Source organism: Prolixibacter denitrificans, from assembly GCF_003014495.1.
Taxonomy (GTDB): Bacteria; Bacteroidota; Bacteroidia; order Bacteroidales; family Prolixibacteraceae; genus Prolixibacter; species Prolixibacter denitrificans.
In genome coordinates, this window is sequence record NZ_PYGC01000006.1 from 145901 (window position 1) to 168654 (window position 22754).

The 22754-nt window shown below is 44.0% G+C and carries 20 protein-coding genes; 8 read left to right on the forward strand and 12 right to left on the reverse strand.

All coding sequences use genetic code 11. From position 1 onward, the window contains the following. Nucleotide 1 precedes the first annotated feature (1 nt). The 6 genes from CLV93_RS12790 to CLV93_RS12820 all read left to right on the forward strand — a co-directional run bounded on the left by CLV93_RS12790 (nt 2) and on the right by CLV93_RS12820 (nt 8606). Nucleotides 2-1474 (forward strand): SusD/RagB family nutrient-binding outer membrane lipoprotein, encoded by a 1473-nt coding sequence (locus CLV93_RS12790; protein WP_106542595.1) that lies wholly within the window; start codon nt 2-4, stop codon nt 1472-1474. An 18-nt stretch (nt 1475-1492) separates the two neighbouring features. Continuing rightward, entirely contained in the window at nt 1493-2194 is a 702-nt protein-coding gene (locus CLV93_RS12795) for a BT_2262 family domain-containing protein (protein WP_106542596.1), read from the forward strand. A 5-nt stretch (nt 2195-2199) separates the two neighbouring features. Next, complete coding sequence (locus CLV93_RS12800) at nt 2200-2685, forward strand: lipid-binding protein (RefSeq protein WP_106542597.1); 486 nt, start codon at nt 2200-2202, stop codon at nt 2683-2685. Between the two features lie 308 nt (nt 2686-2993). After that, nucleotides 2994-6200, forward strand: a complete 3207-nt coding sequence (locus CLV93_RS12810; RefSeq protein ID WP_106542599.1) for a SusC/RagA family TonB-linked outer membrane protein — start codon at nt 2994-2996, stop codon at nt 6198-6200. A 26-nt stretch (nt 6201-6226) separates the two neighbouring features. Next, nucleotides 6227-7726, forward strand: a complete 1500-nt coding sequence (locus CLV93_RS12815) for a RagB/SusD family nutrient uptake outer membrane protein (RefSeq protein ID WP_106542600.1) — start codon at nt 6227-6229, stop codon at nt 7724-7726. A gap of 157 nt (nt 7727-7883) precedes the next feature. Beyond that, nucleotides 7884-8606 carry a hypothetical protein gene (locus CLV93_RS12820; protein WP_106542601.1) on the forward strand — a complete coding sequence of 241 codons (723 nt, stop codon included), beginning with the start codon at nt 7884-7886 and terminating at the stop codon, nt 8604-8606. Nucleotides 8607-8730: 124 nt separating this feature from the next. On the opposite strand, the gene CLV93_RS12825 is transcribed toward CLV93_RS12820, so the two are convergent. Continuing rightward, entirely contained in the window at nt 8731-10050 is a 1320-nt protein-coding gene (locus CLV93_RS12825) for a S41 family peptidase (RefSeq protein ID WP_106542602.1), read from the reverse strand. Nucleotides 10051-10072: 22 nt separating this feature from the next. Next, a complete protein-coding gene (locus tag CLV93_RS12830) occupies nt 10073-12217 on the reverse strand; it encodes an HD family phosphohydrolase (protein WP_106542603.1) in 2145 nt (714 codons plus the stop codon). 88 nt (nt 12218-12305) lie between these two features. Between CLV93_RS12830 and CLV93_RS12835 the strand changes: the two genes are divergently transcribed. Both CLV93_RS12835 and CLV93_RS12840 read left to right on the forward strand, forming a co-directional pair. Continuing rightward, a complete protein-coding gene (locus CLV93_RS12835) occupies nt 12306-13097 on the forward strand; it encodes a C40 family peptidase (protein ID WP_106542604.1) in 792 nt (263 codons plus the stop codon). 228 nt (nt 13098-13325) lie between these two features. Continuing rightward, nucleotides 13326-13754 carry an NUDIX domain-containing protein gene (locus CLV93_RS12840; protein ID WP_106542703.1) on the forward strand — a complete coding sequence of 143 codons (429 nt, stop codon included), beginning with the start codon at nt 13326-13328 and terminating at the stop codon, nt 13752-13754. A 14-nt stretch (nt 13755-13768) separates the two neighbouring features. Here CLV93_RS12840 and CLV93_RS12845 read toward each other — a convergent pair whose 3' ends face one another. The 10 genes from CLV93_RS12845 to thrS all read right to left on the reverse strand — a co-directional run bounded on the left by CLV93_RS12845 (nt 13769) and on the right by thrS (nt 22617). Continuing rightward, a complete protein-coding gene (locus CLV93_RS12845; RefSeq protein WP_106542605.1) occupies nt 13769-14419 on the reverse strand; it encodes a WbqC family protein in 651 nt (216 codons plus the stop codon). Between the two features lie 13 nt (nt 14420-14432). After that, on the reverse strand, nt 14433-14792 hold the full coding sequence (locus tag CLV93_RS12850) for a LapA family protein (RefSeq protein ID WP_106542606.1): 360 nt from the start codon (nt 14790-14792) through the stop codon (nt 14433-14435). Between the two features lie 74 nt (nt 14793-14866). After that, nucleotides 14867-15364 (reverse strand): hypothetical protein, encoded by a 498-nt coding sequence (locus CLV93_RS12855; protein WP_146142019.1) that lies wholly within the window; start codon nt 15362-15364, stop codon nt 14867-14869. Nucleotides 15365-15441: 77 nt separating this feature from the next. Then, nucleotides 15442-16785: a signal peptidase I gene (gene lepB / locus CLV93_RS12860; protein ID WP_106542608.1), complete on the reverse strand. Its 1344-nt coding sequence runs from the start codon at nt 16783-16785 to the stop codon at nt 15442-15444. Between the two features lie 276 nt (nt 16786-17061). After that, complete coding sequence (gene lepB, locus CLV93_RS12870; RefSeq protein ID WP_106542610.1) at nt 17062-18402, reverse strand: signal peptidase I; 1341 nt, start codon at nt 18400-18402, stop codon at nt 17062-17064. A gap of 49 nt (nt 18403-18451) precedes the next feature. After that, nucleotides 18452-19174, reverse strand: coding sequence for a 4-hydroxy-tetrahydrodipicolinate reductase (gene dapB / locus CLV93_RS12875; protein ID WP_106542611.1), 723 nt, complete (start codon nt 19172-19174; stop codon nt 18452-18454). A 222-nt stretch (nt 19175-19396) separates the two neighbouring features. Next, a complete protein-coding gene (gene rplT, locus CLV93_RS12880) occupies nt 19397-19741 on the reverse strand; it encodes a 50S ribosomal protein L20 (RefSeq protein WP_106542612.1) in 345 nt (114 codons plus the stop codon). 112 nt (nt 19742-19853) lie between these two features. Then, nucleotides 19854-20051 carry a 50S ribosomal protein L35 gene (rpmI, locus tag CLV93_RS12885; RefSeq protein WP_106542613.1) on the reverse strand — a complete coding sequence of 66 codons (198 nt, stop codon included), beginning with the start codon at nt 20049-20051 and terminating at the stop codon, nt 19854-19856. 24 nt (nt 20052-20075) lie between these two features. After that, nucleotides 20076-20633: a translation initiation factor IF-3 gene (gene infC, locus CLV93_RS12890; RefSeq protein WP_170108948.1), complete on the reverse strand. Its 558-nt coding sequence runs from the start codon at nt 20631-20633 to the stop codon at nt 20076-20078. Nucleotides 20634-20667: 34 nt separating this feature from the next. Then, a complete protein-coding gene (gene thrS, locus CLV93_RS12895; protein ID WP_106542615.1) occupies nt 20668-22617 on the reverse strand; it encodes a threonine--tRNA ligase in 1950 nt (649 codons plus the stop codon). Nucleotides 22618-22754: the final 137 nt, after the last annotated feature.

The following is a 22754-nucleotide window of genomic DNA, read 5'->3' on the forward strand; positions in this document are numbered from 1 at the left end:
CATGAAAAAAATAATATATCTGTTAGCAGTGGTACTACTGTCGGGGTGTAGCAATTGGTTGGATGTAAATACCAATCCAAACACGCCTTCAGATGTACCCGTGAATTTAGTTTTACCTTCTGCTGAAGCATCAGTTGCTGTCACCGTTGGAGGTAATATGTTCAACTATGGTGGCTTTTTTGCCCAGTATTGGGGACAGGCACCGGAGGCAAACCAGTACAATGCCATCGATGAGTACGATATCAAAAATGTATTTTTCGATGATGACTACCAGGAGCTTTATGCTGGTGCACTAGTCGATCTGAAGAGCGTTCGTGATAAAGCTAAAGAAAATGGCGACTGGGGCGATTATTTTGCCGCAACAGTTTTGAGAGCTTATACCTTCCAGGTGATTGCTGACCTGACGGATAAGACACCGTATTCTGAAGCTTTAGGTGGTTCAGAGTTGGCTAATCCGAAATATGATGATGGTCAGGCCATCTACGAAGGTGTCATCAGCGAACTCAATAATGCCATGGACAGTTTGACCGCTAATTCAACTGTCACCGATAATGACATGATTTTTGGTGGTTCTTTGCAACAGTGGATTGGTTTTGCGAATGCAATGAAGTTGAAGTTGTACATGCGCGAGTCGTATGCAACGGATGCTCATAAGGCTGACGTTCAGAAATTGATTTCCGATAACAATTTCTTCACAGGTGACGTAACATTCGACAATTTTTCGGATGCACCGAACAAGCAGAATCCCTGGTATGCGACTAACATCAGTTCTGATGGTTTAGGTACTGTTAACAATATTGCTACCTATAATATTGTTACGTATCTGAAAGCGAATAACGATCCCCGTTTGCCGGTATTATATCAGAAAGCTCCGAATCCGGATGATTATGCAGGTAACATGCCTGGCTATAAGTCTCGTTCCGGAGCCAAGAATAACGATTTCAGTAGACCGATTGTTGATCCGACTCAACCAGTTTATATGTATACTCAAAGTGAGCTTCAACTTTTTATTGCTGAAGCAGAGTTGCGCTACAACAACGATGATGCAGCAGCAAAAGCAGCTTATGAGAAAGCAATCGATGCCAACCTGGCTCTCCACGGTTTGAGTACTCCTGGTTCAGATTTGTACGGGACAGGTCAACCTTATGCCTGGAATTCAAGTGCTACTTCAGAGCAGAAGTTGAAAACCATCATGATGCAGAAATGGGTTTGTCTGTGTATGGTTAATCATATAGAAGCGTGGAGTGAGATTCGCAGAACTCATTATCCGGAGCTTTCACCTGCTGAAGGTAAGGACATAGCTGATGACCCAACTCTTTACACTCCTGGTGATATGATCGATCCGGTTGTAAATGTGCTTGGAAAAGGACAGCTCATTAAGAGATTACCCTTCTCGGAAAGAGCCATTATCCGAAATACGAATGCACCTGAACAAGTTGGCGTGACCACAAAAGTATGGTGGGATAAAAAGTAATCTAAAGCGAAAGAAATTATGAGAAAATATGCATTATATCTGTTTGTTGTAGTCTTTTCAGCTTTCTTGTCAGGATGTGAGAAGGATATAACAACACAAGATCAATCAACCATCACGCACTTTGTGACTTTTCAAATTGAAGGAACAAATGCGTATGATGAAACTGCAGTAGCTGTTGGTACTCAGTACACCGATCCCGGCTTTAAGGCCATGGAAGGTGATAATGACGTGACTTCTTCGGTTACAGTTACAGGTACTGTAGATGCTAATACTCCTGGATATTACCCGGTTTCATATTCTGCAGTAAACAAAGACGGCTTTAGCTCTTCTGCTGTACGTAAAGTAATTGTGTATGATCCTAGTTCATTGTCATCGACCGATATTTCCGGTACGTACGACGGTATCCGTGTAAATAGAGGCAAAGGTGGATCTGTTACTATTCGGCAGATTGTAACTGGAATCTATTATATCAGTGATATGTTTGGCGGATATTATGACCAGTATGCCGGTTATGGGAAACCGTACGCCGCTCCTGGTTATTTCCAGTTGAACAGTGATAATTCCATTACCTTCCTTTACGGATATGTTTCTGGTTGGGCCTCACCGATAATTGGTTCTGATGCAACGTATGATCCTGCCACCAAAACGATCAACTTTACCAGCACATTCGATGATGGTTCAGGATTTGGATTTGATGTGCAACTCACTTCTAATGAATAAGAGATATGAAGAATATTGTTAGATTATTATATATTGCTGTTCTGTTGGTAACAGTTGCTTCCTGCCAGGAAGACTATGTGCCGGGAAAAACAGCAACCGAAGCTTTGGCGGGAGAGTGGTACGTGAAGACTTATTCTGCCGACTTATCTGCCACCTATGTAGGATACCAACGTATTGCTACCTATAATACAGCTTCTAATTCGCCTGATTCAATCTGGGTGGATGATTACGAAAACATCTTTGGTAACCTCCGTTTGAAAGTGCCGGGAAATACCACTGCACTGACATTTGGTTCACCCGATGTGGAGGCGTCAGCCATTGATGGTTCATTGTATTCTATCGATGAAGGAAAGATTATTCTGAAAGGGACTGTCACTCCTGGCGGTTTACAGGATGATAGCATCTATTTCAAGATTACAGATTATAGTGATACCACAACCTATGTGCTGGCTGGTTACCGTCATACAGGTTGGGAAGCGGACAATCACTAACAGATTTTAACACATAATTATTGAAGATATGTTAATAAGCATATCTTTAAGATTAAAGCTTAAGGGCTCTCTGGATTCAGAGAGCCCTTTTTGTATATGTATCAGTATATCAGTGTGATGAATAATGATAAGCTGATGCTGAAAAGGGCATTGATTTGTAATTAGAGGGAGGGATTTACGCACAGTTTTACTCTTAACTAAAGAAAAAAAAATGTTAATTTTCATTAAAAAATATTTTTTTCATATTTTTAACCGTCTATGTAAAATAACTGGCTTCACGACTACTTAATCTTTTAATACAATTATTTATGAAAAAACTTGTGCTATTACTTGCATTTTCTGCCTTTGGTTTGCTATCTCTAATGGCGCAGACCAAGGTGATTACAGGTACGGTTACCAGTGCCGATGACGGTACGACCTTACCGGGTGTTTCCGTTACAGTAAAGGGTACAACTGTAGGTACCATTACTAATATCGACGGTGTATACACCTTGAACGTTCCTGAAAATGCTCAGACGTTGGTTTTCTCTTTTGTTGGGATGAAAACAACAGAGCAGGACATCAATGATCAAAGTGTGATTAACGTTGCGTTGAGCCCGGATGTATTGGGTATCGACGAGGTGGTTGTTGTAGGATATGGTACGGCCACCAAACAATCGTTTGTTGGTTCTGTGTCCGAAGTGAAAGCGGAGAATATTCAGGACAAAGCCGTTTCGAATATCTCTGAATCATTAGCTGGTGAAGCTGCTGGTGTGCAGGTCATCAATACTTCAGGACAACCGGGATCTACCGCCACCATCCGTATCCGTGGATATGGTTCTGTAAACGGTAACCGTAGTCCATTATATGTATTGGACGGCGTACCTTATACCGGTGAGCTGAACGCGATTAACCCGAACGACATTGCATCTACTACTATTCTAAAAGATGCTACTGCAACTGCCATCTATGGTTCTCGTGGTGCCAACGGTGTTATTCTTTTAACGACTAAATCCGGTAAAGCCGGAAAAACGGTGATTGAAGCGGATGTGAAGCGAGGTGTGAACGTTAGCGGTATCCCCCGTTACAGTACCATTAAATCACCGGAGCAGTATATCGAACTGTCCTGGGAAGCTTTATACAATAAAGGTGTGGCCAGAGGCGAAGCCGATCCGACTGCTTATGCCAATAACAGTCTTTTCTCTGGTGCCGGTATCGATCCCAAGTACAATATGTGGAATGTGGACGGAGCCGATCTGATTAACCCGGAAACCCGGATGGTAAATAGTGGCGTGACCCGGAAATATACTCCGGAAAATTGGGAAGATTACGCTTTTCAGAATTCATCCAGAACAGAGGGGAACGTCACACTCCGTGGAGGTGATGAGAAAACCAAATTCTTTACCTCTTTCGGATTTTTGAATTCTGTCGGTTATATCATTAATTCGGACTTTACCCGTTACAATGCAACCATTAACGTGACCTCTAATGTAAGGCCGTGGTTGACGACAACAGCCCGGTTGACTTATTCCGGTACCGAAACCAATAACAATGGTCAGACGGAGGACTCGGGTAGTATTTTTTGGTTCGTGGATAACCTGCCGCCGATTTATCCTCTGTATTTGAGAGATTCAGACGGTAAAAAAATCAAAGAGCCTATTTACGGTGGATATGAATACGACTACGGTGTTGGACGTGGGTTCGGTGCGTTGACCAACTCGATTGCTGATGCGACTTATGACAGAAGCCGTGCTAAGAATAACCAGGTGAGCGGAAACTTTAGCGCCAATATTCATTTCATGCGCGGCTTGACCCTCGAGAATACCTTCGGTGGACAATATTATATGAATAGATATTTTTCGCTGAACAATCCATTTTTTGGCTCGGCTGCCGGCCAGGGTGGTTCTGTTTATCATTCGGATACTCAGTTGAAAACATATAACCTGTTGAACCTGCTCCGTTTCAAAAGAAGCTTTGGTGTTCATAACCTGGAAGCGCTGGCAGCTCACGAGAGTAACTCGTGGGAGCAGCAACGCAGTACGGCCAGTAAATCCAAAGCGGTTCTTCCCGGCCTGGCTGACCTGAACAACTTTGTCATTGTTTCTTCTCCTCCGACAGGATGGGTTGACCGCGTTATGTTGGAAAGTTACTTTGGTCAAATCAATTACAACTTCAACGAGAAATATTACCTGTCAACATCGGTGCGTCGTGATGGTAGTTCCCGTTTTATTGGAGATAACAAGTGGGATACGTTCGGATCGGCTGGTTTGTCGTGGGTGGTATCTAAAGAGCCTTTCATGGACTTCCTGCCCATCATCAGCTTCCTGAAATTCAAAGCCAGTTATGGTATCATGGGTGAGCAGCAAGGTGTTGGTATGTACCCTGCATACATAACTTATGATATTAGCAACTTAAACGATCGGATTTCTATCTCGGAACGTGAAGTCGGTAATCCTGATTTGACATGGGAGAAGTCTAAGATGTTCCAGACCGGTCTCGAATTTGCCGTTGGTAGCTTCCTGGAAGGTACCGTTGATTACTTCCTGAAAAATACGGATAACCTGTTGTTTGATCGTCGGGTAGGCCCCTCTAATGGTTATGCTTTAATGACGGTTAATGACGGACAGTTAAGAAACAGCGGTGTTGAGTTCGACCTCACTGCGCATTTTATCAAAACACGGGATTTTGCGTTGAATCTGACCGTAAATGGTTCATTCTTAACCAATGAATTGACCAAAATGCCGCTCGATCCCCAGACCGGTTTACCCAAAGTCATAGATGTTTCCGAGACCTATATGGGACGGGCCAAGGGACATTCAATTTACGATTTTTATATGAGAGAATGGGCAGGCGTCGATCCGGCTGACGGTACAGCCATGTGGTTCCAGTATTACGATGACGCTAACGGTAACGGTGCATTGGATGCTGGCGAAGGGATCGCCTCCTTGTTTGACTATACCCATGATAATCCGGATGCAGTTATCAAGAAAACGACAACGAAGTTTTATCCTGATGCAACGCAAAAGTATGTGGGCAAATCAGCTATTCCAAAGGTACGCGGAGCATTCCGTTTGGAAGGAAAAATCTACAATTTTGATATTGCTGCACAGTTCATATACAGCCTAGGTGGCTATTCTTACGATTTCACGTATTCCCGTTTGATGGATAATGACAATGTTGGAGCCAACAACTGGTCGACTGATATTCTGGACAGATGGCAAAAACCGGGTGATATCACTAATGTGCCCAGGCTTTCCAGTGGTTTTGATACCAACGTGGCCAGTGCCTCGACAAGGTTTATTACGAGCTCTGATATGCTCTCGTTAAACAACGTGCGGGTTGGTTATACCTTACCGACTAATTTTACCAACCGCTTTGGTATCTCATCGTTCAACATTTTCGCAACGGGTGATAACCTATTCTTATTAACTGCGAGGGACGGATTTAACCCTTCAACAGATGAAGCAGGTACTTCAGACTGGTACACATACGCACCATTGACTACCTATACAGTAGGATTGAGGGTTAAATTCTAAGAATAACATCGTAAAAAAGTATTATTATGAAAAGAATATATATCATATCTTTTATTGCACTGCTGATATTTAGCGTTTCAGGGTGTAAGAAAAGTTTCCTGGATGTTCAGCCTACTCAATTCCTGACGGCTGAGCAAGTAGCTGAAGCCGCGAAAAACAATCCTGATGTAATCGCAGGTAGTATGAGTGGTATTTATACCCTGATGTTCCAGACCGGAACCGGAGGATCTAACTTAAACCACGATGACTTCGGTCAGAAAGGGTATGACATTTACAGCGATTTTCTTTCCAGTGATTTGGCTTTATCAATCAATACATACAACTGGTATCGGGCGTTGACAGAATTAACTGTTACAGTTGACTATACCACTCGAGGATGTTATCAACCATGGCGGTATTATTATCGCATCATACGGTCCACTAATTCCGTAATTGGTGCGTTGGGTGGTAATGATGTGGTTCCTGAGTTGGATGAGAATAAATACATCATGGGGCAAGCCAAAGCCATGCGGGCTTATGCCTATTTTTACCTGGCTCAGTTCTATGAGAAAACGTATGACCCTGAAGAGGCGATTTTGCCAATCTACACAGATCTTGATCAGTTTAATCAGCCAAAGAGCACCGCAGCGGATGTGTATAATCAGATTATTAGTGACCTGACCGATGCCATTTCGTTGTTAGATGGTTTCCAGAGATCAGCCAAAAACGAGGTGAACAAGTATGTCGCTGAAGGTCTGTTGGCTTATGCTTACGGTGCAATGGGAGGCAATGATAATTATGCCCAGGTGAAGACTCTGACTGCTGACATTATCAACAACGGTGGTTTCACATTGATGGATTCAACTGAGGTTGTGTTCACAGGCGATCCGACCATTGGTGGATTCAAAGACGTAAACACACCCGGATGGATGTGGGGCGTTGACCTGACACTTGATAACGGTCTTGACCTGGTTTCCTGGTGGGGACAGATGGACCTCTGGACTTACAGTTACCAGTGGGCAGGTGATAGAAAAGCTATTGACGAAGGTCTTTATGATAAAATTCCTGCTAATGACGTTCGCAAAGGTCAGTTCTATGCAAATAGCAGCTCTGGTTATTATCTGCTGCCAATATATAAATTCTATACGGCTGATATGGAAATCGGAGGCCAGCGGAATATTACAACAGACTACGTTTATATGCGTGTGGCCGAAATGTATCTGCTGAATGCTGAAGCGGCTGCCAAAACAGGAGATGAAGCTACCGCAAGAACCAGTCTGAAAGCATTGGTTAGCCATCGCATGGCTGATGCCAGCTATATCGATGCGCTCACTGGAAAAGCTTTGGTAGATGAAATTTACCTGCAAACACGTATTGAATTGTTTGCCGAGGGGAAAAGTTACCTGGCAATGAAGCGAAATCATGCTACCACTATCCGTGGAGCAAACCATTTGTCACATGTTGGTGAACCGATTAGTTTCGATGACCCACGATTGACCTTCTTGATTCCGCAAGCAGAGATTCAAAATAACACGAATATCAACTAATATGTGTGCTCTCAGGAAGCCATTCCAGTGGAATTGGTTTCCTGAGGACAATTATAGAGCGTTTTTTGATGAAGTTTGATTGGAAAGGCGTTCTCACATAGTTAGTAGAATTCAGGTTTTACTGTTTCGATTAGATAAAACAAAGACAATAGGAATTATGAAAAAAATATTTTCCTTCATACTGCTTTTTGCAGCCCTGTTCTCATTCAACCGTTGTGAGAATAATATAAAAGGGACAAATGACCTCAATTATGTGACTTTTGAAGCCCCATCAATTGAAGTTGGTGTTGACCTAAATGGAAGCACCACCAGTGATGTAAAGGTATACACCACACAGAAAACCGGTTCTGACCGGACCTTCACTATTAATGTACTTACGGATGCATCAACGGCAGATCCCGGAGCGTATGAGGTTCCTGCTTCCGTAACGGTACCCGCCAACTCAAATGTTGGAACATTTACTGTTGGAATATCCGATGTTAATATCGGTGAGAATGGTTCAACGCTCGTTCTGGATATTCAATCTCAGGAAGGCGTCTTCAAGGGTGATCCGACAACCATTACTATCACTCAAATCTGTCCGTATAACGAAGTAATCTTGAATATGAACTTCGATAGTTACCCGGAAGAATCGTATTGGGACTTAACAGATGCAGACGGAAATGTTGTTGCCTCAGTTCCGGCAGGCACATATGCCGATATGGAACAAGCCAGGAAGAAATTCTGTCTGACAGATGGAACGTACACCTTTACCATGCGCGATGCCTATGGTGACGGGATTGCACCTCCAGGAGGATATTCTTTGAGTTTTAACGGAACTGTTATTGCTTCCGGCGATGAATTTGGTACAGAAGACGCAACCACCTTTACTGTACCGTAGTATATAGCACTAATTTTCATTTTGAAAGGCTGTCTGGTTTATCCCGGACAGCCTTTGTTTTTTTATCGACAGGTTTTTAAGTCTCAATGTGCCAGTCCGACATATGAATTGATACTTTTACCTGCTATTTCATTTTCTTCATGTCATACAAATTCGTCACCGTTACATCGGTACCCTTGCTAAGCAGCTTTGATGGCATCGTACCCGATTTTAGCATAGCGGCAGCGGTTCCGGGGCTTCCGGTTGACAGGTAATTCAATGCTGCTTTCAGGCACAACTCGTTGGGATCACCGAACGGATACCTGACGTCTTCGTAGACGGTGTAATCGACAGGAATACCATCGAAATAATCGCTGTAGCCGGCACTGTTGACATTGCGGAAGCTGATGGGAGCAATCGCAAGGCTGTCCTGTGTGTCAGAAAAAATACTCATGCCAACCGGTTTCCCAAGAGTTTGTGTCCCGATAAGAGTAACCGGATACAAAGGCATTAGTCCGGAAATGGTCAGCTCACTGGCCGAAGCAGTTGAAGATGAAGTGATGACAACAATCTTGTTTAAATTCAGACTATTGGCTGCCTGGTGGACCACGTTGTTCTCGTTTGCATCAGTGTGCTTGTCATTGAACTCCTGCACATTGTACGTTTGATTATTGTACTTATTTCCGGCGATTAAACTCATCAACGAATCGGCCGTTGAGAGTAAACCTCCGGTGTTGTAACGCAAATCGAGAATGAGATTCGAAACACCATCAGCTTTAAAGGTTGCGAAGGTTGTATCGAGATCGGCAACAGAGGGCTCCAGAAAATCAGAGAAAACGAGGTAGCCGGTTTTCTCACCGTTTGTGTCATAAACGTGGCTGTATTGGACCGTATTCATCACCACGTTGCCTTTTGCAATGCTTATTTCTTTATAAGTGCTATCGGGAAGAACAAACCCAAAAGTGACCTGGTTTTTGGCGAGCTCCTGGTTAATGGCATCGACACTCATATTTCTAACGAGCTGCCCGTCGAGTGAGCGAATCATCCAGCCACGGGCCACACTGTCCCGCCCCATCGGACTGTCGGTGTAAACATCGGCAATGCGCAGGCTATCGGAGAGGTCGAACTTAAAGCCGGCACCCCAGCCACCTGACTGTCCACTCTGAATTAAGTCGAGAATTTCCTGGAGAGGCGCTACAAAACTCCAATGGTCTTTGTTGTACCGTATGGCATCAACATATTTCGAAGGATCGGTATATGACGAAAGATCTACGTCCGGCATATCCTTATACCAGAGGTACCAACTATTAAAAAGTTCGGCTGTATTTTTTACTCCGGAAACGACTGTCCCAGTTGAATCAATGGATCCAGAAGGTGTCGGCGCCGGTGTGTCATTCTTCTGACATCCCGACAAAGCCAAAATCGTCAACAGGACGATTGGCAAAAGAAATTGTATCTTTTTCATCTGTGGGGTGGATTTGAAAATCTTAATCGTTCTTACGTCGTTCCAGACGAATTGTTTTGCGTTTAACTTTTTTTACCTTTTTCTCGTCCGGGTACTCCATCCGAACATGGTAGATGGTTAACAGCTTCTCGAGGAATATTTGCTTGAGAAGTGTGATATCCTGGAAGGTAAGGGGAGCGTAATCGAGCTGTCCGTCTTTAATTTTTGAATTGAATATTTTATCAATCAAATCGGAAAGAGAATCTCCATTAATATCCTTGAGGCTTCTGGAGGCTGCTTCAATACTGTCAGCCAGCATTACCACGGCTGTTTCTCTGGTCGAAGGAACCGGGCCGGGATAGGTAAACTTGGAGGCATCAATCTGCTGTTCCGGGTTTTCATTCTTCGACATCAGGTAAAAGTAGCCTGTCTTGGTTGTTCCATGATGGGTCCGGATAAAATCGATGATCATTTCCGGAATTTTGTATTTTTTTGCCAATGCCACACCATCGATCACATGGTTCATGATGACCTGAGCGCTCTCTTCGAGCGACATTTCTTCGTGAGGATTGATTCCTTTCGCCTGATTCTCGGCGAAGAAGTGTGGTGCCTTGGTTTTTCCAATATCGTGATACATCGCGCCTGTCCTGACGAGTAAAGGATTACCTCCAAGTTTCGTAATGGCATCTTCAGCGAGGTTGGCAACCTGCAACGAGTGTTGGAATGTTCCTGGTGCTTCTTCAGCCAGTTTACGCAACAGGTTTTGGTTCGAGTAAGAGAGTTCAATCAGTGTTACATCTGATACAAAGCCAAACGATTTCTCGAATATATAAACCAGCAGATAGGTAATCAGTGTTAAGACGGCGTTACCAACAAACCATCGCATCTGCATCCAGTTAATGGCATCCCAGTTTCCTTCCTGAATGAGGGAGATTCCAATGAATGCAAAAACGTATGTTAACAGAATAAACACTGATGTGATCACCAACTGGCCTCTTCTCAGTAATTTATCCTGACTAATCACGGCAACTGTACCGGCCAGAATTTGTAGCAGCACAAACTCGTACCCGTTGGGTACCATAAATCCCACAATCAGTGCGGCGATGGTGTTCACAAAAATAGCCAACCGGGCATCCAGGAATGTCCGGATTGTAAGAGCCAGAACCGTAAACGGGACGAGGTAAACGAGCTGCGGATTAGTGGAAACGACCAGTCGACAGAAGTAGATCATCACTACGGTCATCAAAAGGGTAAAAGCAATGTCCCGTTTTGAATTCAATAATTCGCGACGTATGTTGAAAACAAACAGGAAAAGCACCAGCACAAGGAGAATGATAAACATGGCTTTTCCGGCCAGTATGCCATAATATTCTGTCGAGTTACTGCCCAGACGGTTTTCGTAGGCTTTTTGCAACGATTCCAGAATTCGGTAGACATCGGGAGTCACCAAATCACCTTGCGAGACGATGCGTTCGCCCTCCTGAACCATTCCCCGCGAGGTGGAAATATTGTCGAGTAGTTTTTGTTTTTCAAAGTCGGTCGTTTTTTCGTCGTATACCAGGTTGGCGTGTATGTAAACCTCCGGATGCAACTTGACCAGTAGCGGCTGCCACGAGGGATATTTATCAGCCAACTGCTGCTGTCCCGATGACAGGTAGTTATATGCTGTTTTCAAGGAAAAAACAGAGCCCAGAGGCACTTTGCGTCCGACATGATCTTCCACAAGCATCAAATCACTTTTCCCTTTTAATGCAGCGTAGTCGGAAATGCTTTGCTCGAGAATACCCCGTTTGAAAACTTCCTGGTAAAGGTTAACCAGTTGATCTTTTACTTCTGTATTTGCGGTTGTTTTCGAATCGCTGGATTGCTCCAGGTTGTCAATCCGGCTTTTCAGTTTTGCTATTTGCTCTTTACCAATTGAATCCTGGTAAGTAAAATATGGGAGTTGCGCATTCAGAACGGAGTCGCGCTCTGCTTTAAGTTCGTCATCACTTTTCAGAATCGCAAAGTCGAAAGGGGCGATCAGCGTCTCGTGCATCCAGGGGCGTCCCTTTTGAAATTCATATTTAAAGCGGGCTTCGCCCGGAAGTGCCAGATAGATCAGAATCGTGGTGATGACAAATAATGCTACCACGAAAGTTGTGTGCCAGAATGATTCTCTGGACTTTAGTTTATTTTCTATGTTCATGCTTACAAGCCTCTTTTCCGTTCCTCAAAATCACGATTCGATAAAATTTCTATCTTTGGGTTTAATACCAAAAATAATAATTATTTTGATGAGATACGGAATCTCCAATCTCAGTATAATACCGGTTCGGACAGAGCCGACCGAGAAGAGTGAAATGTGCACACAAGTTCTGTTTGGTGAACATTACGCCATTTTGGAAGAAACTGAGAAGTGGACCCGCATCCGGATTGAGCTTGATGGATACGAGGGATGGATTGACCGGAAAATGGTCAACGAAGTGGATAATGCACTCATAACACAACTGCAGCAACTTCCTGCAGTAGTAACAACAGATGTATTCAATATTGTTCAAAGCTCGGATAGCTACAATAATTTTTTGATTGTTGCGGGTAGTTCCTTACCTTTTTATAATCAGTCGGATAAAACCTTTCGGATCGACGATTCGTTATATACAATAAAGGGAAATGTGACGATTGAATCGCCGCCCGATGTAAGAGCCACCATTATCGAAAACGCATTGAAATATTTCAATGCACCGTATTTGTGGGGTGGTCGTTCTCCTTTGGGAGTTGATTGTTCGGGATTGACGCAGGTTCTGTATAAAATGGTGGGAATACCCATTCCACGCGATGCATCGCAGCAGGTTCAGATTGGTCAGCATCTCAGTTTTGTTGACGAAGCACAACCAGGCGATTTGGCGTTTTTTGACAACGACGAAGGTTTAATTACGCATGTGGGCATCATCTGGGAGCGAAACAAGATTATTCACTCTTCCGGAAAAGTGAGAATCGACAATGTCGACCAGTTTGGAATTTACAATACAGAGACCCGAAAATATACGCACAAGATGCGCCTAATGAAAAGAATCATTGATGGTTAATTAAATTCAAATTTTATGAGCCATTTGCATTTCATCGGATACATCTTAGCCATTGTTATTGTGGCTTATTTAATCTGGCTTTATTCCCAAAAGAAAAAAGAGGAGTGAGCAATGATGAGATGGCGGAATTTTTTTGAATCTTTGTTGCGTTTGGATTATTTGTAGCAGGGAGTAATTCGCATAAGTAAAATATGATGAATTGCTCTCAAAGTAATGTTTTGTAATTATATGTCCTACACTTATCAATATCCCCGGCCGGCAATAACAGTTGATGCCATAGTAACAGCAGAACGTAACGGCGAGCAGTGGGTCCTGCTTATTCGCCGAAAAGCATATCCTTTTGAGGGAAAGTGGGCGTTGCCCGGAGGGTTTGTGAATATGGACGAAACGCTGGCTGAATCTTGTCAAAGGGAGCTTGAAGAGGAAACCGCTTTAACTGGTGTGGAGCTAAAGCAGTTTTATACATTCGATGCTGTCGATCGGGACCCGCGGGCCCGCACGATTTCGGTAGTATTTACCGGGCAGATTCCCGAACCTGTTCCGGTGAAAGGTGGCGACGATGCCCTGGAAGCAGAATGGTTTCCTATCATTTCGTTACCGGAAATGGCCTTCGATCATCGCGAAATTATTCAGAAATTTGTAATGGAGGTAATCTAGGCCTTCCCTTACATTTATTCCTTAAAACACTCCTCCAGAATACTCATTGATTCGGGGCCCTCATTGAATAGCAAATCGATAACGGACAGGTTGGGCTGAAAGTCGAATTTTTCTTCGAAAACTTGCGTGTAAGGCTCTGAATGAAAGTGTGGATCCGGTTTGCTTCTTTGCTTCTTAGGATGGATTACCTCGCGCAAATCGAGCATATCTTCCGTTTCCTCTTTGATGAATTCCGTCGACCGTTTTATCTGAACATCGATTTCCAGCAATTCCATCACCTTTTCCTGTATCTCCAAATTGAAATCTAACAGGTATTTCCATTTCTTTTCATGAAAAAACGGCGCCAATTCATCCTGGTAATAAGGAAAAAAAGGAGAGTTGTTATAAGCGGAAACGATGGTCCGCCAGTGAAGCCGTTGCCAATCTTCTGCGGTAGCAATTCGGACATCTTTGGTTTTTACTTTTAGATCCGGGCCTTTATCAACCGGAATACTTAGCGTCAGCGGTCCATTTCCACCCAAAATCCGGCAGCGATTACGGTAGCTTTGTTTCGGGTAATTCTCGTGTTGTTCAATAATTATTTCGGGGTATCGAAGCAGTTTCGAATAATACTGTACAGGTCCCAGGTAAGCTGTGGAAAGTAAAGCAGTATGCGTTTCGGTCATCGGAAAATATTCGTTAATCGTCGAAGAATGTGCTGTTGGAATCGCCGCGAATCAGGTCGCCCTCATCTCTCTTTTTCTGTTCTTCCTGTTCCAGGTCTTCCAAATCCTGGCGGTATTCCAGCAACTGTTCTTCCAGTTCGTCAATGCGTTCTTTCAGTTGGCGGTTATCCTTTTTCAAACGTTGTTTGCCCGGATAACTGGACAAGGCACTTAACACCACGCCAATTAAAATCGCCGACAAAAGAAGTAAAACCAGAGGAATTTCCGGTATTCGCCAAATCAAAAATTTTACGGAAACGCTGATGGCATTTTGCAAGGCAAAAACAACCAGTATAATTCCGAGTATGAGTCCGGTGACTAAACCACGCTGCATAATTCAAGAGTTTTTCGTTACTCTAAGATACAGATTTCCGCTTAGCTGTTAAAAGAAGAATGGCTCTCTGTCAATTATTTTTCTCCGGTAAGCGTCATTCCCGGGGTCAGGCCTATTCGTTTAAAATCTGCTGTATTGATGGTTATCATTTCGTCCTTTCCCTCAGCCGAGTCATGAAAATAGACGTTGTAATCGGCACCCAGCGGTACCATTAAGCGCGTGTGTTGTTTCGGAGGAATCCGGATGTCGAGGATGTCGTTGTACTCGTCGTCCGACCAGAAGACGTTGGTTACCAGGTTCACCTTCATGGTATCGTTGGAGTGATTATAGAGTTTGATTCGTTTGAAGGAGCGGGGAGTCGTTTCCGGTTCCATATCCAAATTCAACGAAGCCAGCGTAACGATGTTGAGCATTTGCAAAGCCACATCGCCTACGTTGATGCCGGTTCTTTTCCGGTGCATTTCTTTTTGTCGCTCAATGCTTCCAGTATCGTGAATGTATTGCCCGGTAGAGCAGCTGTACAATATCAGGAGGCAGCAAAGAAAACTTAGGATTGGTTGTGGTTTTTTCATTTGTCAGATAAATTAGGATATAAAAAAGCCAGCAAATAATATACCGGCTTTTCCAGGAATGAATATGAATAGAGGTGTTATCTCACCTTTTTAAAGAAACGGTTCCATCGAATGTTGGCGGGGAACGGCTTGTCCTTGTCGAGCGACAACCAAACGAAAGAAGCTTCTCCGACAATATGATTCTCCGGCACGAATCCCCAGTAACGCGAATCAGCTGAGTCGTCCCGGTTATCTCCCATCATCCAGTAGTAGTTCATTTTGAACGTGTAAGAATCAGCTGGTCTGTCATTGATGTAAATCGTGCTGTCTTTCACGGCCAGTTTATTTTTCTCGTAAACACGAATAATTCGACGATAGAGCGGAAGGTTTTTCAATGAGAGATTGATGGTCGCTCCTTTTTTGGGAATCCATATCGGGCCGAAATTGTCGACGTTCCAGGGATAATCTTTGGGAGCGAACGGAAAAATATTCGGATCGGAACGGCCGGCAGGTGTATTCATCCGTTTAACGGAAATCACGTTGCTGAATTTCTTTAGCTTCTTTACGTCTTCGCCGGTTAATGGAAACATGTACTGAGCACCATTTCGATGTCGGTCGGCTTTCGAAATGTGTAGTCGATCGAGTGCCTCCGGATTAATGGCCGTTCCGTTGGTTGTTACAACATAGTTGTATTGCAGCCCGGAGATTGATTTTTGCGGTTGCCCGTTAACGAAAACCTGGCCATTCACAATCTTCAGCGAATCACCCGGAATAGCCACGCAACGTTTGATGTAATTCTCGCGCTTGTCCACCGGGCGGTAAATAATGTCGCCGAAAGCGCGTTTGTCATTCCATACCCGTTCGCGGCCATAGCTTCTGACCAATTGGTAATAACTTGTTTCCAGTTGCATTTTCACGGCAACGGTGTCGCCTTCCGGGAAATTGAACACCACCACATCATTTCGTTTCACATGTCCAAAGCCCTTTAAGCGATGATATTTTAGCTGAATGGCATCGGAGTACGATTTCACTGCTTTGGTCAGTGGCAAGGTATGTTGTACAAAAGGAAAGGAAACCGGTGTAATCGGCATTCTCGGGCCGTAAGCCATTTTGCTGACGAAAAGGTAATCGCCAACCAGCATACTTTTTTCCATCGAAGAAGAGGGGATGGTATAGGCCTGAATGAAGAAGGTGCGAATAAAAGTAGCCGCAATAACTGCAAAAATGATAGCATCGACCCATTCAATTACTTTGGTCTGTTTTCCTCCCGGTGGATCTTTCTTTTTCCAAAAAGCCCAGTGCACTTTTTGCGTGACGTAGATATCGAAAATGACAATGAGGCCAAGGAACCACCAGTATATGCCAAGCCAGATTACCCACAAGATATAAACGGCAGCTACAAAACTAAATTTGAACCATTTGTTTGTCAGAATATTTCTCATTCGAAAATCTGTTTATCTCTTGAGTCAAGAGTGGTTGATGTTATTTGTGCATTATTTCGTCTCAGGGAATCGCTCCATGTGTGAAATGCCAAATGACTGTTTTATCAAATTGGTATTTACTCAGCCTCCGGAATTACAAAAGAGCGCATTTTTTAGTGTGAGTTTTCTAATCGTTGGATTTGATAATCAGTTATTTATAGCGAAAAAATACGAGAGGTTTAGGCAAAAAAAAGCCGGTACTTAAGGTACCGGCTTGGTCTGAATATTGATAAACAATTATTTTACTTTCTTGAAGAATCGGTTCCAGCGGATGTTGGCTGGGAACGACTTGTCTTTATCAAGCGACAGCCAGATGAACGATGCTTTACCCACAACGTGATCTTCCGGCACAAATCCCCAGTAACGCGAATCTGCCGAATTGTGGCGGTTATCACCCATCATCCAGTAGTAATCCATGTGGAACGTGTACGAATCAGCTGGTTTATCGTTGATGTAAATTGTGCTGTCCTTCACGGCCAGTTTATTCTTCTCGTAAACACGGATAATCCGGCGATAGAACGGAAGATCTTTCAGTGTTAGATGAACGGTTGCTCCTTTTTTGGGAATCCAAATCGGGCCGAAATTATCGACGTTCCAGGGATAGTCTTTCGGATCGAACGGGAAAATATTCGGATCGGGACGCCCTGCCGGCATATTCATTCGTTCAACGGAAATCACGTTACTGAATTTCTTCAGCTTTGCTACATTCTCTTCAGTCAGTGGGAACATATACTGAGCGCCGTTTCGATGCCGATCGGCCTTCGAAATATGCAACCGGTCAAGAGCCTCCGGATTAATCGCCGTTCCATCGGTGGTTACAATGTAATCGTACTGAAGTCCTGGAATGACAATTTGTGGTTTTCCGTTCACGAAAACCTGGCCATTGACAATCTTCAGCGAATCACCGGAGATTGCCACGCAACGCTTGATGTAGTTCTCACGTTTATCAATGGGGCGATAGATGATATCGCCAAAAGTGCGTTTGTCGTGCCAAACCCGGTCGCGGCCGTACATTCTAACTAACTGGTAATAGCTTTGCGCCTGCATGTTAACGGCTACAGTATCACCTTCCGGGAAGTTGAAAACCACCACGTCGTTGCGTTTCACATGGCCAAATCCCTTTAAACGGTGATATTTCCACTGGATGGCATCAGAATACGATTTCACTGTTTTTGTCAAAGGCATGGTGTGATGTACGAACGGAAACGAAATCGGGGTATTGGGAAGTTTCGGTCCGTAAGCCGTTTTGCTGACAAAGAGGTAATCGCCGACCAGCATGGTTTTCTCCATGGAAGAGGTTGGAATTGTGTAGGCCTCGATGAAGAACATCCGGATAAAGGATGCTGCGATGACTGCAAAAATAATGGCATCAATCCATTCAACAGTCTTGGTTTGTTTGCCTCCGGGTGGATCTTTCTTTTTCCAGAAAGCCCAGTGTACTTTTTTGGTGATATAGATATCGAAAATAACGATGAGGCCGAAGAACCACCAGTAAATACCGAGCCAAATAACCCAAAGGGTGTATAATACGGCTACGACGGCGAATTTAAACCATTTGTTTGTCAGAATACTTCTCATTCGAAAGTGTGTTTATCTTACAGAATATGATGTGTTTCAATAGCGATTGTCAGGCCATTTCGTTGAGCAGGTTTTTCATGGACAAAATGCCTTTCCGGCCCTGGCAAAACTCAGCGGCCAGCACAGCACCCAGGGCAAATCCCTTACGACTTTTGGCGCTGTGGGTAATTTCGATGTAGTCAACTTCAGAATCGTATTTCACCGTATGGATGCCTGGTACTTCGCCTTCGCGAATGGCTTCGATGGATAGTTCGGAAGTCGATTTCGGTTCATCGATGGTCCAGGAATCGACCCGTTTGACTTCATCGATGATGTCTTCAGCCAGAGAAATAGCTGTACCACTCGGTGCATCGAGCTTGTGGGTATGATGAACTTCGGTCATGCTAACATTGTACTGGTCGAATGCATTCATCATTCGCGCCAGTTTGCAATTCAATTCGAAAAACAGATTGACGCCTATGCTGAAATTGGATGCATAGAAGAAACAGCCTTCTTTTTCCCGGCAAGCTTCTTCTACTTCATTTCTGCGGGAAAGCCAACCGGTAGTGCCGCTTACCACCGGAACACCGGCAGCAAAACACAATTGGTAGTTATCGACGGCTGAATCGGGGGTGGTAAACTCGATGGCAACATCCGCTTTCTTCAGGTTCTCCTCCGTTAAATCGGCGGCGTTGCTGACATCAATTTTCAGGACAATCTCGTGGCCGCGGCTAATGGCAATCTCCTCAATTGTTCTTCCCATTTTGCCGTAACCGATTAGCGCAATCTTCATATAAAATTTTATCGAATTGGTGTATATTCCTTTTCAAGAATTACAAATATAAGATTATTGAGGAAAAGCCGGTGCGAATTATTGTTAAGGTAGGAATGGTTTTGCACCGTAAAGAATGCGGATAGACGACGAAGACTTTTTTCGGCGAATGACATAAAAAAAGGAAGCTCATTTAGAGCTTCCCTTATATCTGAATGTTTATTTCACCTAATCCGAAAAAATTTATTTTACCTTCTCAACAATGGCAGTGAATGCAGCCGGGTGGTTCATAGCCAAATCGGCCAGAGCCTTACGATTGATTTCGACGTTAGCTGCTTTCAGTTTACCCATAAACTGTGAGTAGGAGAGTCCTTCGGCACGTGCAGCAGCGTTGATACGCTGAATCCACAATGCGCGGAAGTGGCTTTTCTTTTTCTTTCTGTCACGGTACGCATACTGAAGACCTTTCTCGTATGTGTTTTTAGCAACCGTCCAGACATTTTTCCTGGAACCAAAGTAACCTCTGGTTTCGCTCAGGAGTTTCTTGCGACGTGCTCTCGACGCCGCATGATTTACTGATCTTGGCATAATTTCTACAATTTGAATAATGGCGGGTTTATTGTTTCAAAACCACTTAGTTGCTCATCATCCGGTTAGTAACTAATATTTTCTAATCTCTGTTCAAAAGGAATGAAATACATTATTTCATTGCGAGAAGCTTCTTCACGGCAGCCTTGTCAACGTCGGCTACAGTACCCCAGTAAGTGAGGTTACGCTTCTGCTTAGTCGTTTTCTTTGTCAGAATGTGACTTTTGTACGCGTGCTTCCTTTTGATTTTTCCACTCCCGGTGAGTTTGAAACGCTTCTTAGCACCGGGATTTGTTTTCATCTTAGGCATTACAGTCTAATCTTTAAATTCGAATTACTTCTTCTTCTTAGGCGAAATAAACATGGTCATTCGTTTTCCTTCGAGTTTTGGCATCTGCTCTACAGCGCCCAACTCTTCCAGATCTTGTGCAAACCGCAATAACAGGATTTCTCCCTTTTCTTTAAAAAGAATCGAGCGACCTTTGAAAAACACAAATGCTTTGACCTTTGCACCATCCTGAAGGAATTTCTCTGCATGCTTTAGCTTGAAGTTGTAATCGTGATCGTCGGTGTTTGGACCGAAACGAATCTCTTTGACAACAATCTTGGTTGCTTTGGCTTTCAATTCCTTCTGTTTCTTTTTCTGCTGATAAAGAAACTTTTGATAATCGGTGATACGACAAACCGGCGGTGCAGCTTTCGGGGAAATTTCCACCAGGTCAAGTTCCATGGCATCAGCCATGCGTAATGCCTCTCTGGTGGGATAAACTCCCGGATTTTCTACATTTTCACCTACCACGCGAACTTCCGGAACACGAATTTGCTCATTCGTCCGAAAACTCAGTTTGTCTTCTCTTTTTGGCCTTGGGCCTCTGCCTCTTTTTACTGCTATGGCTAAATCCTCCTTTGATTAATTAGTATTACGGTTAACTATAAAAGGCTGACAATTGTTCGCGAACTTCTTTATTAACAAAATCTGCGAACTCGTCAAGTTGCATAGTTCCCTTGTCGCCTTCACCTTGTCGGCGAACGGAAACCGTATTTTCTTCCATCTCTTTTTCACCAACGATAAGAAGATAGGGAATACGTTTCAACTCGTTGTCACGGATTTTCCTGCCAATCTTCTCGTTACGTTCGTCAATTATGGCGCGAATATCGGAATTATTTAAGGATTCTGAAACTTTTTGCGCATAATCATTATACTTTTCGCTGATGGGCAAAATCACCACTTGCTCAGGTGTTAACCACAACGGGAATTTACCTGCGGTGTGCTCGATAAGAACAGCTACAAAGCGTTCCATCGAACCGAACGGTGCCCGGTGAATCATGACCGGACGGTGACGTTTGTCGTCGGCACCGATGTACTCCAGTTCGAAGCGTTCCGGCAGGTTGTAGTCAACCTGGATGGTTCCCAACTGCCAGCTCCGTCCCAGCGCATCCTTGATCATAAAGTCGAGCTTCGGGCCGTAGAATGCGGCTTCTCCCAATTCGGTAACCGTATTCAAACCTTTTTCGTCGCAAGCTTCGATAATTGCTCTTTCCGCTTTCTCCCAGTTTTCATCCGAGCCGATGTACTTTTCTTTGTTTTTCGGATCGCGGAGTGAAATTTGAGCGGTGTAATCTTTAAAGTCAAGAGCTTTAAATATAATAAAAATAATATCGATAACCTTAAGGAACTCTTCCTTCAGCTGATCGGGGCGGCAGAAAATATGCGCATCATCCTGGGTAAAGCCACGTACACGGGTTAATCCATGCAGTTCGCCACTCTGCTCATAACGGTAAACCGTTCCAAACTCAGCCATTCTAACGGGAAGATCTTTGTATGAATGCGGTTTGCTGCTGTAAATCTCACAGTGGTGAGGACAGTTCATAGGTTTCAGCAAATACTCTTCTCCATCAGCTGGGGTATGAATTGGCTGAAACGAATCGGCACCGTACTTCTGGAAGTGACCGGAAGTTTTGTACAGGTTCACATCACCAATGTGGGGAGTAATTACCTGCTCGTAGCCGAATTTCTTCTGAACCTTTTTCAGGAACTGCTCCAGCTGGTCGCGCAGCATGGCACCTTTCGGTAACCACAGCGGCAGCCCCAGTCCAACACGTTGCGAGAAGGTAAACAGTTCCATCTCTTTACCAATCTTACGGTGGTCACGTTTCTTGGCTTCCTCCAGCATAACCAGGTATTCCTCCAGCATTTTTTGCTTCGGGAAAGTAATACCATAAATACGTGTCAGCATTTGGTTGTGCTCATCACCACGCCAGTAAGCACCGGCAATGCTGGTCAGCTTAACCGCTTTGATGTAGCTCGTATTTGGCAAGTGCGGACCACGACAGAGGTCGGTAAAATTACCTTGGTTGTAAAGGGTGATGGTTCCATCCTCCAGCTCCGAAATCAGCTCCTGTTTGTACGGGTCGCCTTTTTCGGTATATGTTTTCAGCGCATCAGCCTTGGAAATTTCCTGACGGACAATGTCATTCTTTTCGCGGGCCAACTCAATCATTTTCTTCTCAATCTGCGGCAGATCCTTATCCGAAAGAACTTTCCCGTCGGGGAGGTCAACATCGTAGTAAAAACCGTTGTCGACAGTCGGACCAATTCCGAACTTGGTTCCCGGATAGAAGAATTCAATTGCCTCAGCCATCAGGTGAGCCGATGAGTGCCAGAATGTTTCCTTTCCTTCGCGGTCGTCCCAGGTATGCAGCTTAATACTGGCGTCCTCCTTAATCGGACGCGTCAAATCCCAAACCTGCCCGTTTACCGAAATGGACAGAACATCCTTTGCCAGCCGGTTACTAATGGAGCGGGCAATTTCGAAGCCGGTTACTCCAGGTTCGAATTCCTTAACAGAATTATCCGGAAGTGTAATTTTTATCATTTGTTTCTCTGTTTTCTTCTCAGCCTGCAAAGATAATCATAATCTCGACACTCCTAAAATTGTACTCCTGCTTAATTTTATGGTTTCATGAATTTTATTCCCTTGCCTACAACATACCCGAATGAGCGCTGAATTTT

Coding starts and splice junctions, on each gene's coding strand:
- thrS (WP_106542615.1), bottom strand. CDS start 22,617: ATGATAAAAATTACACTTCCGGATAATTCTGTTAAGGAATTCGAACCT.
- CLV93_RS12830 (WP_106542603.1), bottom strand. CDS start 12,217: ATGAACATAGAAAATAAACTAAAGTCCAGAGAATCATTCTGGCACACA.
- CLV93_RS12800 (WP_106542597.1), top strand. CDS start 2,200: ATGAAGAATATTGTTAGATTATTATATATTGCTGTTCTGTTGGTAACA.
- dapB (WP_106542611.1), bottom strand. CDS start 19,174: ATGAAGATTGCGCTAATCGGTTACGGCAAAATGGGAAGAACAATTGAG.
- lepB (WP_106542610.1), bottom strand. CDS start 18,402: ATGAGAAGTATTCTGACAAACAAATGGTTTAAATTCGCCGTCGTAGCC.
- rpmI (WP_106542613.1), bottom strand. CDS start 20,051: ATGCCTAAGATGAAAACAAATCCCGGTGCTAAGAAGCGTTTCAAACTC.
- CLV93_RS12810 (WP_106542599.1), top strand. CDS start 2,994: ATGAAAAAACTTGTGCTATTACTTGCATTTTCTGCCTTTGGTTTGCTA.
- CLV93_RS12825 (WP_106542602.1), bottom strand. CDS start 10,050: ATGAAAAAGATACAATTTCTTTTGCCAATCGTCCTGTTGACGATTTTG.
- CLV93_RS12790 (WP_106542595.1), top strand. CDS start 2: ATGAAAAAAATAATATATCTGTTAGCAGTGGTACTACTGTCGGGGTGT.
- CLV93_RS12850 (WP_106542606.1), bottom strand. CDS start 14,792: ATGCAGCGTGGTTTAGTCACCGGACTCATACTCGGAATTATACTGGTT.
- CLV93_RS12835 (WP_106542604.1), top strand. CDS start 12,306: ATGAGATACGGAATCTCCAATCTCAGTATAATACCGGTTCGGACAGAG.
- CLV93_RS12795 (WP_106542596.1), top strand. CDS start 1,493: ATGAGAAAATATGCATTATATCTGTTTGTTGTAGTCTTTTCAGCTTTC.
- CLV93_RS12845 (WP_106542605.1), bottom strand. CDS start 14,419: ATGACCGAAACGCATACTGCTTTACTTTCCACAGCTTACCTGGGACCT.
- lepB (WP_106542608.1), bottom strand. CDS start 16,785: ATGAGAAATATTCTGACAAACAAATGGTTCAAATTTAGTTTTGTAGCT.
- CLV93_RS12815 (WP_106542600.1), top strand. CDS start 6,227: ATGAAAAGAATATATATCATATCTTTTATTGCACTGCTGATATTTAGC.
- rplT (WP_106542612.1), bottom strand. CDS start 19,741: ATGCCAAGATCAGTAAATCATGCGGCGTCGAGAGCACGTCGCAAGAAA.
- CLV93_RS12820 (WP_106542601.1), top strand. CDS start 7,884: ATGAAAAAAATATTTTCCTTCATACTGCTTTTTGCAGCCCTGTTCTCA.
- CLV93_RS12855 (WP_146142019.1), bottom strand. CDS start 15,364: ATGAAAAAACCACAACCAATCCTAAGTTTTCTTTGCTGCCTCCTGATA.
- CLV93_RS12840 (WP_106542703.1), top strand. CDS start 13,326: ATGTCCTACACTTATCAATATCCCCGGCCGGCAATAACAGTTGATGCC.